At 25.4% G+C, this 13,685-nt stretch carries 22 protein-coding genes; 20 read left to right on the plus strand and 2 right to left on the minus strand.

Going from position 1 to position 13,685, the window contains the following annotated elements; all coding sequences use genetic code 4:
* The first annotated feature begins 57 nt into the window (after positions 1-57).
* The 3 genes from AACK86_RS07945 to AACK86_RS05440 all read left to right on the plus strand — a co-directional run bounded on the left by AACK86_RS07945 (position 58) and on the right by AACK86_RS05440 (position 1,754).
* On the plus strand, positions 58-510 hold the full coding sequence (locus AACK86_RS07945; protein WP_338982632.1) for a transposase family protein: 453 nt from the start codon (positions 58-60) through the stop codon (positions 508-510).
* On the plus strand, positions 495-887 hold the full coding sequence (locus AACK86_RS07950) for a transposase family protein (RefSeq protein ID WP_338982644.1): 393 nt from the start codon (positions 495-497) through the stop codon (positions 885-887). Before AACK86_RS07945 ends, AACK86_RS07950 begins: the two co-directional genes overlap by 16 nt.
* A gap of 345 nt (positions 888-1,232) precedes the next feature.
* Positions 1,233-1,754: an integrase core domain-containing protein gene (locus AACK86_RS05440; protein ID WP_338981771.1), complete on the plus strand. Its 522-nt coding sequence runs from the start codon at positions 1,233-1,235 to the stop codon at positions 1,752-1,754.
* A gap of 776 nt (positions 1,755-2,530) precedes the next feature.
* Here AACK86_RS05440 and AACK86_RS05445 read toward each other — a convergent pair.
* Positions 2,531-2,863, minus strand: a complete 333-nt coding sequence (locus AACK86_RS05445) for a hypothetical protein (protein WP_338981772.1) — start codon at positions 2,861-2,863, stop codon at positions 2,531-2,533.
* 522 nt (positions 2,864-3,385) lie between these two features.
* Between AACK86_RS05445 and AACK86_RS05450 the strand changes: the two genes are divergently transcribed.
* From AACK86_RS05450 to AACK86_RS05495, 10 genes are all read left to right on the plus strand, one after another.
* The gene (locus AACK86_RS05450; protein WP_338981773.1) at positions 3,386-3,712 is read left to right on the plus strand and encodes a hypothetical protein; all 327 of its coding nucleotides are present in this window, start codon (positions 3,386-3,388) and stop codon (positions 3,710-3,712) included.
* Positions 3,713-3,714: 2 nt separating this feature from the next.
* Positions 3,715-3,936: a hypothetical protein gene (locus AACK86_RS05455; protein ID WP_338981774.1), complete on the plus strand. Its 222-nt coding sequence runs from the start codon at positions 3,715-3,717 to the stop codon at positions 3,934-3,936.
* Positions 3,936-4,097: a hypothetical protein gene (locus AACK86_RS05460; protein ID WP_338981775.1), complete on the plus strand. Its 162-nt coding sequence runs from the start codon at positions 3,936-3,938 to the stop codon at positions 4,095-4,097. Before AACK86_RS05455 ends, AACK86_RS05460 begins: the two co-directional genes overlap by 1 nt.
* A 3-nt stretch (positions 4,098-4,100) precedes the next feature.
* On the plus strand, positions 4,101-4,331 hold the full coding sequence (locus AACK86_RS05465) for a hypothetical protein (protein ID WP_338981776.1): 231 nt from the start codon (positions 4,101-4,103) through the stop codon (positions 4,329-4,331).
* A 165-nt stretch (positions 4,332-4,496) separates the two neighbouring features.
* Positions 4,497-4,742: a hypothetical protein gene (locus tag AACK86_RS05470; RefSeq protein WP_338981777.1), complete on the plus strand. Its 246-nt coding sequence runs from the start codon at positions 4,497-4,499 to the stop codon at positions 4,740-4,742.
* 24 nt (positions 4,743-4,766) lie between these two features.
* A complete protein-coding gene (locus AACK86_RS05475) occupies positions 4,767-5,750 on the plus strand; it encodes a hypothetical protein (RefSeq protein ID WP_338981778.1) in 984 nt (327 codons plus the stop codon).
* Between the two features lie 6 nt (positions 5,751-5,756).
* The gene (locus tag AACK86_RS05480) at positions 5,757-6,041 is read left to right on the plus strand and encodes a hypothetical protein (RefSeq protein WP_338981779.1); all 285 of its coding nucleotides are present in this window, start codon (positions 5,757-5,759) and stop codon (positions 6,039-6,041) included.
* Positions 6,042-6,043: 2 nt separating this feature from the next.
* Entirely contained in the window at positions 6,044-6,292 is a 249-nt protein-coding gene (locus AACK86_RS05485; RefSeq protein WP_215826579.1) for a hypothetical protein, read from the plus strand.
* Between the two features lie 22 nt (positions 6,293-6,314).
* Positions 6,315-6,707, plus strand: coding sequence for a hypothetical protein (locus AACK86_RS05490; RefSeq protein ID WP_338981780.1), 393 nt, complete (start codon positions 6,315-6,317; stop codon positions 6,705-6,707).
* Positions 6,708-6,978: 271 nt separating this feature from the next.
* Positions 6,979-7,458 (plus strand): hypothetical protein, encoded by a 480-nt coding sequence (locus AACK86_RS05495; protein ID WP_338981781.1) that lies wholly within the window; start codon positions 6,979-6,981, stop codon positions 7,456-7,458.
* Positions 7,459-7,687: 229 nt separating this feature from the next.
* Here the strand turns inward: AACK86_RS05495 and AACK86_RS05500 are convergent, their stop codons facing one another.
* Positions 7,688-8,761 carry a two-component regulator propeller domain-containing protein gene (locus tag AACK86_RS05500; protein ID WP_338981782.1) on the minus strand — a complete coding sequence of 358 codons (1,074 nt, stop codon included), beginning with the start codon at positions 8,759-8,761 and terminating at the stop codon, positions 7,688-7,690.
* A 241-nt stretch (positions 8,762-9,002) separates the two neighbouring features.
* Between AACK86_RS05500 and AACK86_RS05505 the strand changes: the two genes are divergently transcribed.
* From AACK86_RS05505 to AACK86_RS05535, 7 genes are all read left to right on the plus strand, one after another.
* Positions 9,003-10,094, plus strand: coding sequence for a DDE-type integrase/transposase/recombinase (locus tag AACK86_RS05505; RefSeq protein WP_338981783.1), 1,092 nt, complete (start codon positions 9,003-9,005; stop codon positions 10,092-10,094).
* 353 nt (positions 10,095-10,447) lie between these two features.
* Complete coding sequence (locus tag AACK86_RS05510; protein WP_338981784.1) at positions 10,448-10,747, plus strand: hypothetical protein; 300 nt, start codon at positions 10,448-10,450, stop codon at positions 10,745-10,747.
* Positions 10,748-10,879: 132 nt separating this feature from the next.
* Positions 10,880-11,656, plus strand: coding sequence for a rolling circle replication-associated protein (locus tag AACK86_RS05515; RefSeq protein WP_338981785.1), 777 nt, complete (start codon positions 10,880-10,882; stop codon positions 11,654-11,656).
* A 139-nt stretch (positions 11,657-11,795) separates the two neighbouring features.
* Complete coding sequence (locus AACK86_RS05520) at positions 11,796-12,008, plus strand: hypothetical protein (protein ID WP_215826178.1); 213 nt, start codon at positions 11,796-11,798, stop codon at positions 12,006-12,008.
* Between the two features lie 164 nt (positions 12,009-12,172).
* A complete protein-coding gene (locus AACK86_RS05525; protein WP_338981786.1) occupies positions 12,173-12,403 on the plus strand; it encodes a hypothetical protein in 231 nt (76 codons plus the stop codon).
* 15 nt (positions 12,404-12,418) lie between these two features.
* Positions 12,419-12,661 (plus strand): hypothetical protein, encoded by a 243-nt coding sequence (locus AACK86_RS05530; protein ID WP_338981787.1) that lies wholly within the window; start codon positions 12,419-12,421, stop codon positions 12,659-12,661.
* Positions 12,662-12,692: 31 nt separating this feature from the next.
* On the plus strand, positions 12,693-13,682 hold the full coding sequence (locus tag AACK86_RS05535; protein ID WP_338981788.1) for a hypothetical protein: 990 nt from the start codon (positions 12,693-12,695) through the stop codon (positions 13,680-13,682).
* The last annotated feature ends 3 nt before the right edge of the window (positions 13,683-13,685 follow it).

The following is a 13,685-nucleotide window of genomic DNA, read 5'->3' on the forward strand; positions in this document are numbered from 1 at the left end:
CGATACCTTTTTTATTAAAATATTCTTATAAAATATAATTTATGAGGATATCAAAATATGAACAATAATAAATTTAATACTCTTAATGATAAAGAATGGTTAAGATTAACAGGAATAAAAAAATCCACTTTTAATAAAATGTTAGATATTTTACAAGTAGCTGAAATAGAAAAATTTAAAAAAGGTGGTAAAACTAATAAATTATCACTAGAAAATAGATTATTGATGACTTTATCATATTGACGAGAATATCAGACTTATTTTCATCTTGGTAAAAATTTCGGAATTAGTGAAGCTAATTGTTATCGCAATATCAAATGAATTGAAGATATTTTAATTAAAAACTCTGATTTTCAACAACTTGCTGGTAAAAAAGCACTAATAAATGATTATTTTAATGATAAAACTATTATTATTGATGCTACCGAAACTCCAATCCAACGCCCAAAAAAAGACAAAAACAATCTTATTCTGGTAAAAAGAAAAAACACACCATTAAAACACAAGTAATTATCGAACAAGAAACCAGAAAAATTATTGCAACAAGTTTTTCACTTGGGAAAAAACATGATTATGCTTTATTTAAAGAATCAAAAATCTCAATTTTAAAAAATACCAAATTAATAGTTGATAGTGGTTATCAAGGAATACAAAAAATTCACAATAATGTTCTAATACCTACAAAGAAAACAAAGAAAAACCATTTAAATAAAGCACAAAAACAACATAATAGACTAGTTTCAAAAATGAGAATTATTATTGAAAATATTTTTGCTATTCTTAAAAAATTTAAAATTATGACAGAAAAATATCGTAATCGTAGAAAAAGATTTGGTTTAAGATTTAATTTAATTGCCTCAATTTATAATTTGCAATTATTAATTTAACATAAAAGATTTATTTAAAATTAAAGAATTTAAATAATAAATTCATTTTTTGTTGTGGCAAAATATTAATTTTTTAGATAAAAGACATAATTAATTAAAATTATATTTTTCTATTACTGTCTTTTTACAAATATTTGTAATTTTTTAATAGGTTATGCAAGAAGTCTATTTAACAATTTAAAAATTGGTTTTCACGATGTTGAAAATTCAAAAATTCCAAAAAATATCAAAACTTTTTATCGCTGAATTAAATCTGACCCTCGTTGAAAAGAATTAAAACAACAAATCAAACAAACAAAACGCCATTTTAAGCGTTATGAAGTCTCCGAGATTGGTCTTTTACAAATGGATGCTAAAATTATTACCCCATCAAATTTTTCAGTTGATAGAAAATATTACATTTATGATTTCATTGACGAAATGACACGCATAGTATTTGGTTATGTTTATGATAGTTTAGGAACCAATAACGCCCTTAACGCCGCGCATAGAGCAATGAAAGATTTCGGCGAACTTGGCATAACCATTAAACGTCTTCGTACTGATAATGCTCCAGAATTCACCACTACTAACTGAAGCAATAAAAAATTGTATAAAGTAAAAGAAAGGCCTTTTACGACCTTTCTTTCAAAAAATGGAATCGTTCACGAAACCACACCAATTCGTTCTCCTCAATCTAATGGAAAAATTGAACGATTTCATCAACATTATAATAAATTATTTTATGTTAAGGATAAAAAACTAAATCAAAATGAACTTCAACATTATTTAAATAAATATTATTACTTTTATAACTTTGAACGGCCTCATTCATCATTAAACACTAAAACCCCATTTCAAACATTACAAAAAGCTTTAACAAAATAATTTTTATAATTTTGAATAATTATTTTTTATAAAGTATTTAACTATCTATATTTTTGGTTTGTCTATCTTTTCAATTTCAAGTTTATTTGCGATATTCCCGCAACTAATCAATGCCATTGTGTTTGTACACGATAACAAAAATATTGACAACAAACTAAGTAATTTTTTCATTCATTTTTCTTTTTCCCCTTCTATTTTAACAAAATAAAAACAGCAAACTTAATTGCTGTTTTTATATAAATACATGTTTAAATGTACTAATTGTTTTATTCAAAGAATAAAAAATTAAATCAAAACAAATTTTAATATTATTTAATTTAAAACACATAAAAAAGAAATTAAATTTAGTGCTCCGTTTAATCATTTAGCACATAAAAATGATGTATTTTTAATGTTCATCTTTTCTTTTTTAATATATTTCTGTTTATTAACTTAATTAAAGTGAAGATAAATTAATTTATTCCCATAATTTTTAAATTTAAAGTTATTGTGATTCTATGCGAACAATTCATGTTGGTAGAAGTCCTCCCGCATAAATAATTATGCCTTTTCCATTATTATACGTACTAGCATTTCAAATTTTTCATTGTGCAAAAAGAAGAGTTCCTCAAGAACCTATAATGGCTCCGGGAGGACCAGAAACTAAAGCTCCAGATATTATACTAGTAACTGTTGCAATACCACTTCCAAGATCTAAATTATGTTTATTAACTTAATTAAAAATGGAAATAAATCAGTGATTTATTTCCATAAACTTTATAAATTATTTAAATTAACTAACATGTGCAGTTTTGTTCGTGTCATCTATCACCATAATCATACCCTGTATTGCAATCTGAATGATTTCCATTTTTTCAAAAGATTTTTCGAACTCAATTTTGGCATCGTTTATCATTTGGTGATTGAAATCCTCCGTTTTGTTGATAAACATCTGTTAAAACATTCGCTCCAATTCTTATTTGTCTTTTATTTCTTTTTAAATTTTCTAAATTATTTGTTTGTAAAGAATTAATTTCGTTTTTTGCTGAAGCTGGTGCATTTCCGAGAAGTCCTGCCATTCCGCTTCCAGATATTGTTATTGTTCCTAAGATTCCTAGTATTTTTTTCATATTAATCAAATCCTTTATATAAATTTTTCCTAATTAATAATAAAATTTATTTAACAATCAACCAGTCTTTCTACCAAAAAATTAATCTGTAATCTTTTTACTTTGGAATCTAATTATAAACTATTTTTAAAAACTTCCTTAGAATTTGTCGTTATTTATAAAAATTTTAAATAAAAATTAAATTCATCCTTTTTTAAAAACCCTCTTGTTCTTGTCATAAGTCTGTGGTATGTTACATATTTTTGTAGAAACTGTGTAAAGCACACACTTATGTTAGTTTTACACAAAATCAATAAATAAATATGAGCTCATTTATTTATTGCAAGAAATATAAGGTTAAATTAACACTTATTATTTTTAATTATGCCTTATATTTTTTTGCACCAATGAAATCAAACTAAGTTAATTAGTAAACGAAGTTTACTAACAAAAATTGTTAAACATTCAAATCTGCAATATATAAATGTTTAAAAAACTTAGTTAAATAACTTAGTTTATAACAAATAAGAAAGGTAATTTACTATGAAAAACATTGAAAACATTTTCTTAAATACTAAAAAATATCTTTTAAAAGAAACACAAAACGCAATTTTAATCAAAGCACCAAAAATTCCCTGATTTAATAAACAAATCGGTATTTGGTTTCCAAAGCGATTTGTTTATAAAGGAAAATATGAAAATTCTATTTGCATCGGAATAATCAAGAATAATGAATACCAAGTAATTTCAATTAATCAATCTGAGCAAGAAACCAAGTTAATTAAAGGACAAGAATTATTAAGCTTCTTCATTACTGAAAAAGAAAATAACAAAAAAGATACAAATTATAATTATTTTAAAGGAGTTTAAAAATGAATATTGCAATTGGACTAATATTTATAATCATTTGCATAATGTTACTGGCATATTTTGCTTATAAAATTTATGCAAAAATAAAAATGCGAATTAAATATAAAAATGCCATTAAAAATAATGCTGGTAATTTCACAAAAGACGAGAAAGTATTTATTGCTCGCTTTGAAGAATGGGTTAAAGCCCCTAATTCAAAAGAAAATAATGAGGATAAAAAATAATGTTTTGAGAAATTATTATGGAGTTCTTAAAACTGTTTGTTCCGATAGAAAAAATGCCTGCACAAGTTATATTTATTGCCGGATTAATTATTATCATTACTTTTCTTTTCGCGTTAATTTCAATTATGTATTTACCAATAAAAATGATTTTTGGAAGATAAAAAATGACAGTAAATTTAAAAGAATTTAATTGAGAACAAATTAAACAAACTTTCTGAGATTTATTTATTCAAATTACAACTATTCCGGCTCATATTACTGGAGGTAAAGAAATTGATTTAACCCAAAAAACACTTTGACTTTTAATAGCAAACATTGCTTTTTGATTCTTAACAGCGATTATGGTGTGATTTATACTCATGCTACTTTGAAAAACCATATCAGTATTTAGATAGAGGCAAAATTAATGTCAAGAATTTACATTGTGATGCATTCCCAAAGAAATTCAAAATTAATTAGGAAAAAATACAATCGTGTTAAGGCTAATTGTGGTTTTAACAAATTTAAGAAAAACTTTGAATATAAATGATGAATGTTTTAAAAAGAAAGGAGGTGATTTTATGATTGGAACTTTCTTGGCCGATACACCAGCAACAGTAGAAAAAATAACAGCTAGTGACGCGATGACTAAATTATGAAATGCGATTATAACAGCGTTTACTAAAATGTGAGAAATTATTGCTGTTAATATGCCACAAGTTGGTAACTTCTTTGCTGACTACTGAATATTCATTTTTCCATTTATTTTGGCAATATTCTTTATTTGCTTTAAAATGTTTGAAAAACTACTTGGAGCGGTTCGCTAATAAAAAAATAAAGTGAGGTGCAAGATGAAATTTTGCAAATGAATAATAGAAAAAAATAACCATTTTATTGAATTAAATCGCACCTCATTTTTAATTTTATGACATTGGGGAGCAATTTGATATATTTACAACGGTTATTTTAAAAACATTGTGAGCTATTTATTTTTAGCAGGTTGTATTTTAATTTTCCTTTTTAAAATCGGTAATTTAACACAAATTAACAAAGTTATTAATTTCTTAAAAAACTCACCATTAAATATTGTGATTGGTTCATTAGGAACCGGAAAAACTGCTTTTCTAGTATACGCATCAAGATTACTAAAAAAGAAGAAATATCACATCGCCTCAACCTTTCCGTTGCTAGAAACCCAAAAATTAAGTTTAGGTCATATGGGGTTATTAGACTTTGATTATCCGGTATTGCCAGACAAAACCTTACTTTTATGAGATGAAACCAATTTATTCTTAGAGGGAACTGATTGAGAAAAAAATAATACCAAAAACGAAGAAACCGGTATCCAAGAATATTTCGCTCTGGCACGCCATTTCGGTCATATTGTGTTAGCTAGTGGTCAAAGAGATAAACATATTTGAGTTAAAGTTCGTGATATTGCCAATAATGTGATTGTGGGCATTCGTAAAAAACCTGTTAATATTTTTCGTCCCTACTTAAAAGTTATCTATGGTACCTTTACGAGCGTTGAAGAATATGAACGCTGACGAAACACCTTAATTGATGCTAAAAATAGTAAAAGGGGGCGTCGCATTAAATATCGTGATATTCCTGAACTTGATATTTATTTTTTTAAACTAAAAATTCCGCTACCAATATTAAACACTTACAATTCTTTTTACCTAGCGTTTTTAAGAGATTACTTAAATTCAAAAGTAAATCCTGACTATGAAGATAAATACTATACTGACACTGCAATTGATTTAGAAGACTTAGAATACTTAAAAATGGATAAATTTAGCAAATTTTTAAGAAAAATGAAAGAAAAGGAATAATAAAAAATGGAAAATCTTGCAAAAATGGCAGACTTTCTCGCCCAAATGCTTTATAAGGTTTTTGACTTAATTTGAAGTTTAGAAGTACCGGGGACAAATATTCAACTAATATTTCCTTTGTTCTTAACACTTGCTGTAGAATTTCTTATGGCAATTATTCTTGGATTTGATAGTCAACAAGTTAATTTAGAAAAACAACGCCAATATGCGGTTAAAAATAAAGGTCGTTTAAGTGCTTGAGGAAAAGCTAAAAAACAAATAAAACCAATAAAAGCAAAACAAGGTAACTAAAAATGTTTAAACTAATTATTATTTTTATCTTAATAACTGTTCTTGGGTTATTAGCCGGTAGTCATTTTGAAACCTTAACGAACTATATTAGCGAAGGACTTGCTAATTTCCAAAAATTTATTACTAGCAATTTAACAATTTTAGAACTATTTAAACCAATGGCTCGGACATTTTCGCAACACCCAATTTTTACTATTCTTGGCGTCACTTGTGTACTTATTGCCTTATTTATTGTAATTAAAGGACGATAAAAAATATGAAAGGAGAATAAAAATGAAAAAACTTTTAGGAAAATTATTTAAAAAAGATAATTCAAAAGAAAAAATGCCATTAAAATTAAGAATTAAAAATTCTTTTAAAAAGCAATGGTTAAAAATAGTATTAAGTATCATTTTCATCTTTATAAGCTTATTAATTTGTACATTAACAGCAATCGATACTAAATGAATAACCGGAACAAGTGACGAATTTAATAATTTTATGAATGAAGAAATGGTTAAATTCTTTGGCAAGTTCAATAGTGGTATTATGTTGGCAGGAATATTTGTTTTTTGATGAGGCGGAGCAATATACTTTGCAATTAAATTTGAAAAATTAATTCGCTTGATTATTCAGAAAATTAAAGCAAAAAGAGCCTTAAAAAATGAAATCAAACAAACTCATTAATTCTTTAAAAAAATATTGATGGAGAATTTTGTCTTACATTTTTATGATTATTATCTTTTTCATTCCATTTTTAAAATTGGAAATTAATGATTTGAAATTATTATATGAAAAATTTGAAGTATTAATTTCACTTATGATACTAGGATATTTAGATATATGCATTACAATAGCGGTAATTATGAACTGTATCGTTGAGTGATTTATTAAAAAGATTAAAGCTAAAAGAATAATGAAAAATAAAATATTTTAAAAAGGAGTGATAAAAATGTTTATGAAAATATTTACCGTGTTAATTATTAGTTTCAATAACATTTTTACCATTCCCCAAAACATTAACAATGGCAAAGCAACATCACAATCACTAATTAGAAATAAAAGAGAAAGTAAAGAAACTTTTGAATTAAACTTAAAAAAAGGATTTGTTTACTTAGTAAAAAATAGATGGGAAAAACCTAAAACTGATATAAAATGAGATTTATATATACATACACAACAATGACCAATAAATATGCCAAACTGGATAAAAATTGATACAATACCTCCAATTAAGGAAAAGACAATACATAGCATAATAGATAATTACCACGCAAAAAACGAAAATATCGTTGATGAACTTACAAAACTCAACTTTAATATCAAGTATGAAGAAATTGAAAACGGTAATATTCAAAAAAAGGAAATCGTTAATCTAAAAGTAACAATATTAAAAAATCCTACTTGGACCCAACTAATAAAAAAAATTGAAGGTTAAACCTTTAACAACTAAATTTAAAAACTGTTAAAATTACTACCCGAAGAAAGGTTAGTTTTTTATGATGACAATACCCCTAAACAACTAAGCAACTAAGCAACTTTTTCATTTTAATTCTTCTTTATATTTTTTTTATTTTTACAAGAAATCAAGAAATTAAATTTTTTATACTTGTTGTTAAATTGATTGCTCCATAAAATTGATAATAATTTTTTCATATTATTTTTATCTATTTTTCAAATATATAGGGCCCTTTAGAAGTTGCAAAATAAATTTTATTAGTGATTTTATCAATAAAACTATTTCAAATATCAATGCCTTCTAATGTATCAATTTTTCTAACAGTTGGTGTTAAAGATTTTATTTTATTTTTTGACAATAAATAAATGTTATTATAATTAACAAAATAAACATTGTTTTTATTATCAATTAATATATTTCTATTACCTTGTATTCTATATATTTTTGTAAATTCTGTATTACTTTTTAATAAGTAAGTAAAATAATCTGTACCAAAATACATATTATCATTGTTATCAACAACTATTGCATTAATATCTCGTCTATCTATTTGTGTAAATTTTTGAACTTCATTTGCTCCTTGTTTTAAAACATATACTCCATTATTATTACCACCATTTTGATATATTCCAAAATAAATATCACCTTTTTTATTAATAGCTAGAGTATTAACATCATCAGAATTTGTAAAAATTTGTTTAAAATTTATTTGCTCAGGCACGGTTGTTCCATTTTTCAATACATAAATATGACCACTACTTGTTCCAAAATAAATATCATTATTGTTTATTATAATCGAGGTAACACGCTTTTCATTTATACCATTTATTTTGGTTGCTGTTGTTTCATCTTCTTTTAAAATATAAACATTACCATCAAAATTATAAAGTAAACCAGTTGCAATATATATATTATCATTATTATCAACAACTATTGAATTAATATTTGTATTTGGTATTCCCATAATTTTAGTTTCTGTTGTTTCGCCTTGCTTTAAAACATAAATATTATAATTAACATCATTACTGTCACTTTTACTAAAATAAATATTTCCTTTACTATCAACGGCAATATTTCTAATATTAGATTCTATATTGGTGAATTTTTCAATATAAGAATTATTACATATATTTCTTTGTACTCTATTTAAATTTTCTAAATTATTTGTTTGTGAATAATTAATTTTACTTTTAATTTCTGAAGCCGTAGCGTTTCCAACAATGCCTGATATTCCGCTTCCCGCTATGGTTATTATTCCTAATAATGCTAAAAGTTTTTTCATATTAATTTAAATCCCTTTCATGAATTTTTACTAATTAATAAAATTAACAACACCTTTTCCTTTCTCCAAAAATTAATCTACAGTCTCTTTGGATTGGAATTTCATTATATACCAACAAATAAAAATTTCTACTTTCTTAGGTCATTAAATATGAAAAAACTTGATAAATTTACAAGTAACGGTTGATTATAATCAAATTAAATTAACAAAAACAATTAAATAGAAAGCAGGGTTATAAACAATGAAATATATTATCGCTGAAAACCAATTACCAGATTTAGAAGCACGCTTACAATGCTGATTAAAAAGTTTTTACCGAGATAAAAACTATCATAAAACTAAAAAACGAATTAACAGTTATTTAAACCTATGCAAACAATTTCATACTGAAAAAAATACTTTAAAATCATTAGTTAAAAAACACTTTCACAATATTGATATAACTTTTTATCGTTGAGCTAAAAAAATTATTAATGGTTATTATGCAAATAATTTTGATAATTTAATAATTAAATCAACAAAACCATTAAACCCCCATTATCAATTTAACATTAAGAGTCGTAAAAAAGTATGTGATTTATTTTACAAATACAAAAATATCAAAGCTGGTGGTGTTTGGTCATTATATAATAATCTCCTTAGAGGCGAGCATGACGCCCATAAATATGATTTACCAAGAAATATCAGAACATTTTATCGTTGAATTAAAAATGACCCTCGCTATGATAAAATTAAACAAAAAATTAAGGAAAACAAGCGTTATTATCATCGTTATGAAGTAAAAGAAATCGGATTAATACAAATGGATGCTAAACACTTTTCCAAGTTAAAATATCCGGTAGAAAAAAATATGTATGTCTATGATTTTATTGACGAAATGACACGCATAGTATTTGGTTATGTTTATGATAGTTTAGGAACTAATAACGCTATTAATGCTGTGCAAAGAGCAATATATGATTTTAAAAAGTTTGGAATAGAAGTTAAACGAATTAGAACTGATAATGCTCCTGAATTTACTACTACTAATTGAAGTAATAAAAATGAATATAAGATAAAAGAAAGACCTTTTAGTAAATATTTAAAAGATAATAAAATAATACACGAAACTACTCCAATAAGGTCACCACAAAGTAATGGTAAAATAGAAAGATTTCATAAGAATTATAATAATTTATTATTGTTAGATGATATCAAAAGATTTAATACTAATGAATTACAAATATATTTAAATGAATATTATTACTTTTATAACTTTCAAAGGAATCATTGAACAATAAAAGACACCTCATTCAATTTTTTAAATAAACTTTTAAAAATCTCTTGAAACTAACATATGTCTGTGCTATAGTACATATTTTTGTAGAAACTGTAGAAACCATATACATATGACAAGATTTTGTTTTCTACAAACTTTTAGGGGGTGTTTTCTTTTGGCGGTAATATTTTGTATTGAATGCGACAACGAAAGTTATATCGTTGGTAATAAAAATACAGTTGGAATCTGTAATTCTTGCGATGAAAAGGGTTTTTAAATTTTGAAAGGAACGATAGATTATAAAATATGTCGCTGGTGTTTACATCTATTTAGTGACAAACGATATTTGCATGTTGCTTGTGAGAAAAAAATTATTAATCATATTAAAAAAATTTTAAAAAATAAAAGTAAAAGGAATTTAAAAAATAATGTTTAAAGTTAAATTAGTTAGTATAAAAAGAAAAATATTTAAAAATAAAGATGGCTCTATGATGTCAGGTTATTCTGCCGAATTTTTGCGTTATGAAAATGACTTATTTGAGCCTACCGGCGAACAAAAGGGTTTATGAATTGATGATAACAATCTAGAACAACAAGAAATTTATAAACTGTTAAAAGAAAATGTTAAATCATTTTTTAGTTGCGAATTAACTTTTGAAAAAACCCCCAAAATAGTTAACTTGCAAAAAATTGAATTATCAAAAAATCAAAAAAACTTGTCCAGTTAATTGATAATCACTTCGGTCTGCGAAGCGGTGCGGAAGGCGTATGCCCCGCCCGCTAGCGGGTTAGTCGGCGAAGCCGACTATTACTTGATTAAATAACACAACTGGCGAAAATCTAAAACGGGAGCATAAAATATGAATTTACAACCTCAAAATCCGACTGATTTTTATATGAAAACCATTTATTACGGTCAATATATTCGCAATATTGTTATGCCTTTAGAACGCATCAAAGCAAATACTCGTAATGCTAATGGAGTTAAAAATAAAGGTAATTGTGATACAAAACTGCTTAATAGCAATATTCGTGCAAAATCTAATGTTATTCGGAAGGCATATCATAATTTTTGAGACTGCAAGAAACTTACATTCTTAACGCTTACTTATGCTGATGTTAATGAATTTGATATTAGAAAATGTAAGCGTGATTTAAATAAATTTTTTAAAAAATTAAAATATTGATTTAAAGTTAAAAATAAAAATATTAAGTATTTGTATACCTACGAATATCAAAAACGAGGCTTTATTCATTTTCATATTTTAATCACCGAAAAAATACCACATAAAATTATATTACAATTTTGACCTTATGGCATTAATAAAAATATTAGAGTTCGTGAAAACACTAATGAAATGGTTGTAAAATATTGCTCCAAATATATAACTAAAAATGTTCTGAATGAAAAATCATTAAATCAATATGACTTAAATATCAAGACTTATCAATTCTCTTATAACTGTCAAAACCCCATTACTAGAAAACAAATATTTACCGATACTTTGAATAATATTGTTAATCGAACCATAAATTCTGAATTTATAAAGTACTTAAAATCAACAGTTAATAACTTTAAAACTAAAATGTGCGGAGCAATCTATGAATTTAAAAATATTAATTATATAGAATTTTAAAGTGCAAATTATGCTTCGTTAGAAAGTTTAAGATTTAGAAATCAACTAAGAAAAATGAAGCACTAGGATTTAAAAAGTGAAAGAAAAATTGCAATTTAAAATAAGAATTAAAAATTAAAAAATTAAGGAGAAAAGAAAGATGAGCATATTTGGATTAGTGTTTTTTACGATTTTAACATTATTACTAGCATATTATATTGCGGTTAATATTTATCGGTTTTTTAAAGATAAAAAGAAATATGGTAGTGAAGCAAAACAGCTACCAAAAGATTTTACTTACGCACAACGAATATTTATTGCAAAGTTTAAGCGAAATTTATTAGAACAAGATGAAAAAGAAATTAAAAAGTAGGTTTAGAAAATGTTTAAAAAAATAATTATTGAGTTAATTGAATTAATTTATCCAACTGCCGATTTACCACCCCAAGTTGTATTTTTGTTTTCAATTTTAATAATTGTAATGCTCTTCTCAGCCATTATTTTTCTACTCTTTTGACCTTTTAAGCGGTAATTATTATGTTTTTAGTTGCTTGAAAAGATTTAGATTGAGAAATGACAAAATTGTATTTTTGAGATTTATTTATTCAAATTAAAATTATTCCGGCCTGAGTTTCTGGTAAAGAAATTGATTTAACCAAAGAACTACTTTGACTTTTAATAGCGAATATTGCCTTTTGAATGGTATTAGTATGCATTATCTTATTTATGGTTATTTTATTTTATAAGGTTAAATCATATTTTGTTTAGAAAGGGGGTGATTATATGATTAAAACTTTCTTAACAGAAGTGGTTACGCCAGTAGCTGTTACTGGTGAACAAGCGGTTACTAACTTATGAAAAGCATTAATTAAAGCTTTCGGTAATATTTGAACCGATATTATTGGTGGTAATATGCCAAATGTCGTTAATTTCTTTGCTACATATTGAGTTTTCTTACTTGGTGTGATTATTGGTTTATTTTTAATCGCTTTCAAAATGTTTGAAAAATTAATGCCCGGCAGATAGTAATAAAAATAAAGAAAGTGTGATTTAAGTGATGCTATTGTTTAAAAAAATAAATTTAAGATTATATGATTTTGTCGCTTTAAATCGTACTTTATTTATTATTGCGTGATTCTATGGTGCGGTTTTGCATTATTATAATCCTCAGAGCTGACGAATGCTATTTGATATTATTTATTTATTAATTGCTTTGTATATTTTATATACTAAAATTTCTCATTTCTTTGCTCGTCGAAGTTTTATTAATTTCTTATTAAATTCACCCTTAAATTTAGTCATTGGTGCCTTAGGAACTGGAAAAACCGCTTTAATGATTTTAGCTTCTTACTTATTAAGTGGTTGAAAAACGATTTCTACTTTTCCGATTACCAATAAACAAATGCTTTCATTAGGGAATATGTCTTTATTGGATTATAATTATCCAATTTTAGATGAAAAACATTTACTGTTATGAGATGAAACCAACTTATTTTTAGAAGGGACTGACTATAAAGAAAATGATAGGGTAACCCAAGGCTTACAAGAATATTTCGCTTCGGCTCGCCAATTTACCCATATCGTATTAGCAAGCGGACAACGAGCCGAACATATATGAGTTAAAGTTCGCGATATTGCGAATTCAATAATTGTTGGGATTAGAAAAAAACCAGTTAGTATTTTCCGACCCTATTTACAAGTTATTTATGGCACTTTTAAATCGGTAAGCGAATACGAACAATGACGATTAACTTTAATTAATGCAAAAAATGATAAAAAAGGTCGCAAAATTAAATATCGTAGTATTCCGGAATTAGACATTTATTTCTTTAAATTGAAAATTCCGATGTCAATTTTAAACCTTTACGATAATAAATATTTATCATTCTTGCGTGAATTAAGTAATCGTGCTTTGAATGATAATTATCAACATAAATTTTGAAATGATAATGTAATGGATATTGAAGCATTAGAATATTTAAAAATGGAAAAATTCAGCAAGATACTTACTAAGTTAAAAAATAATCTGAATAAGAAAAACAAGTAAAGG

This window comes from Spiroplasma endosymbiont of Eupeodes luniger, assembly GCF_964019525.1.
GTDB lineage: Bacteria > Bacillota_I > Bacilli_A > Mycoplasmatales > Nriv7 > Nriv7.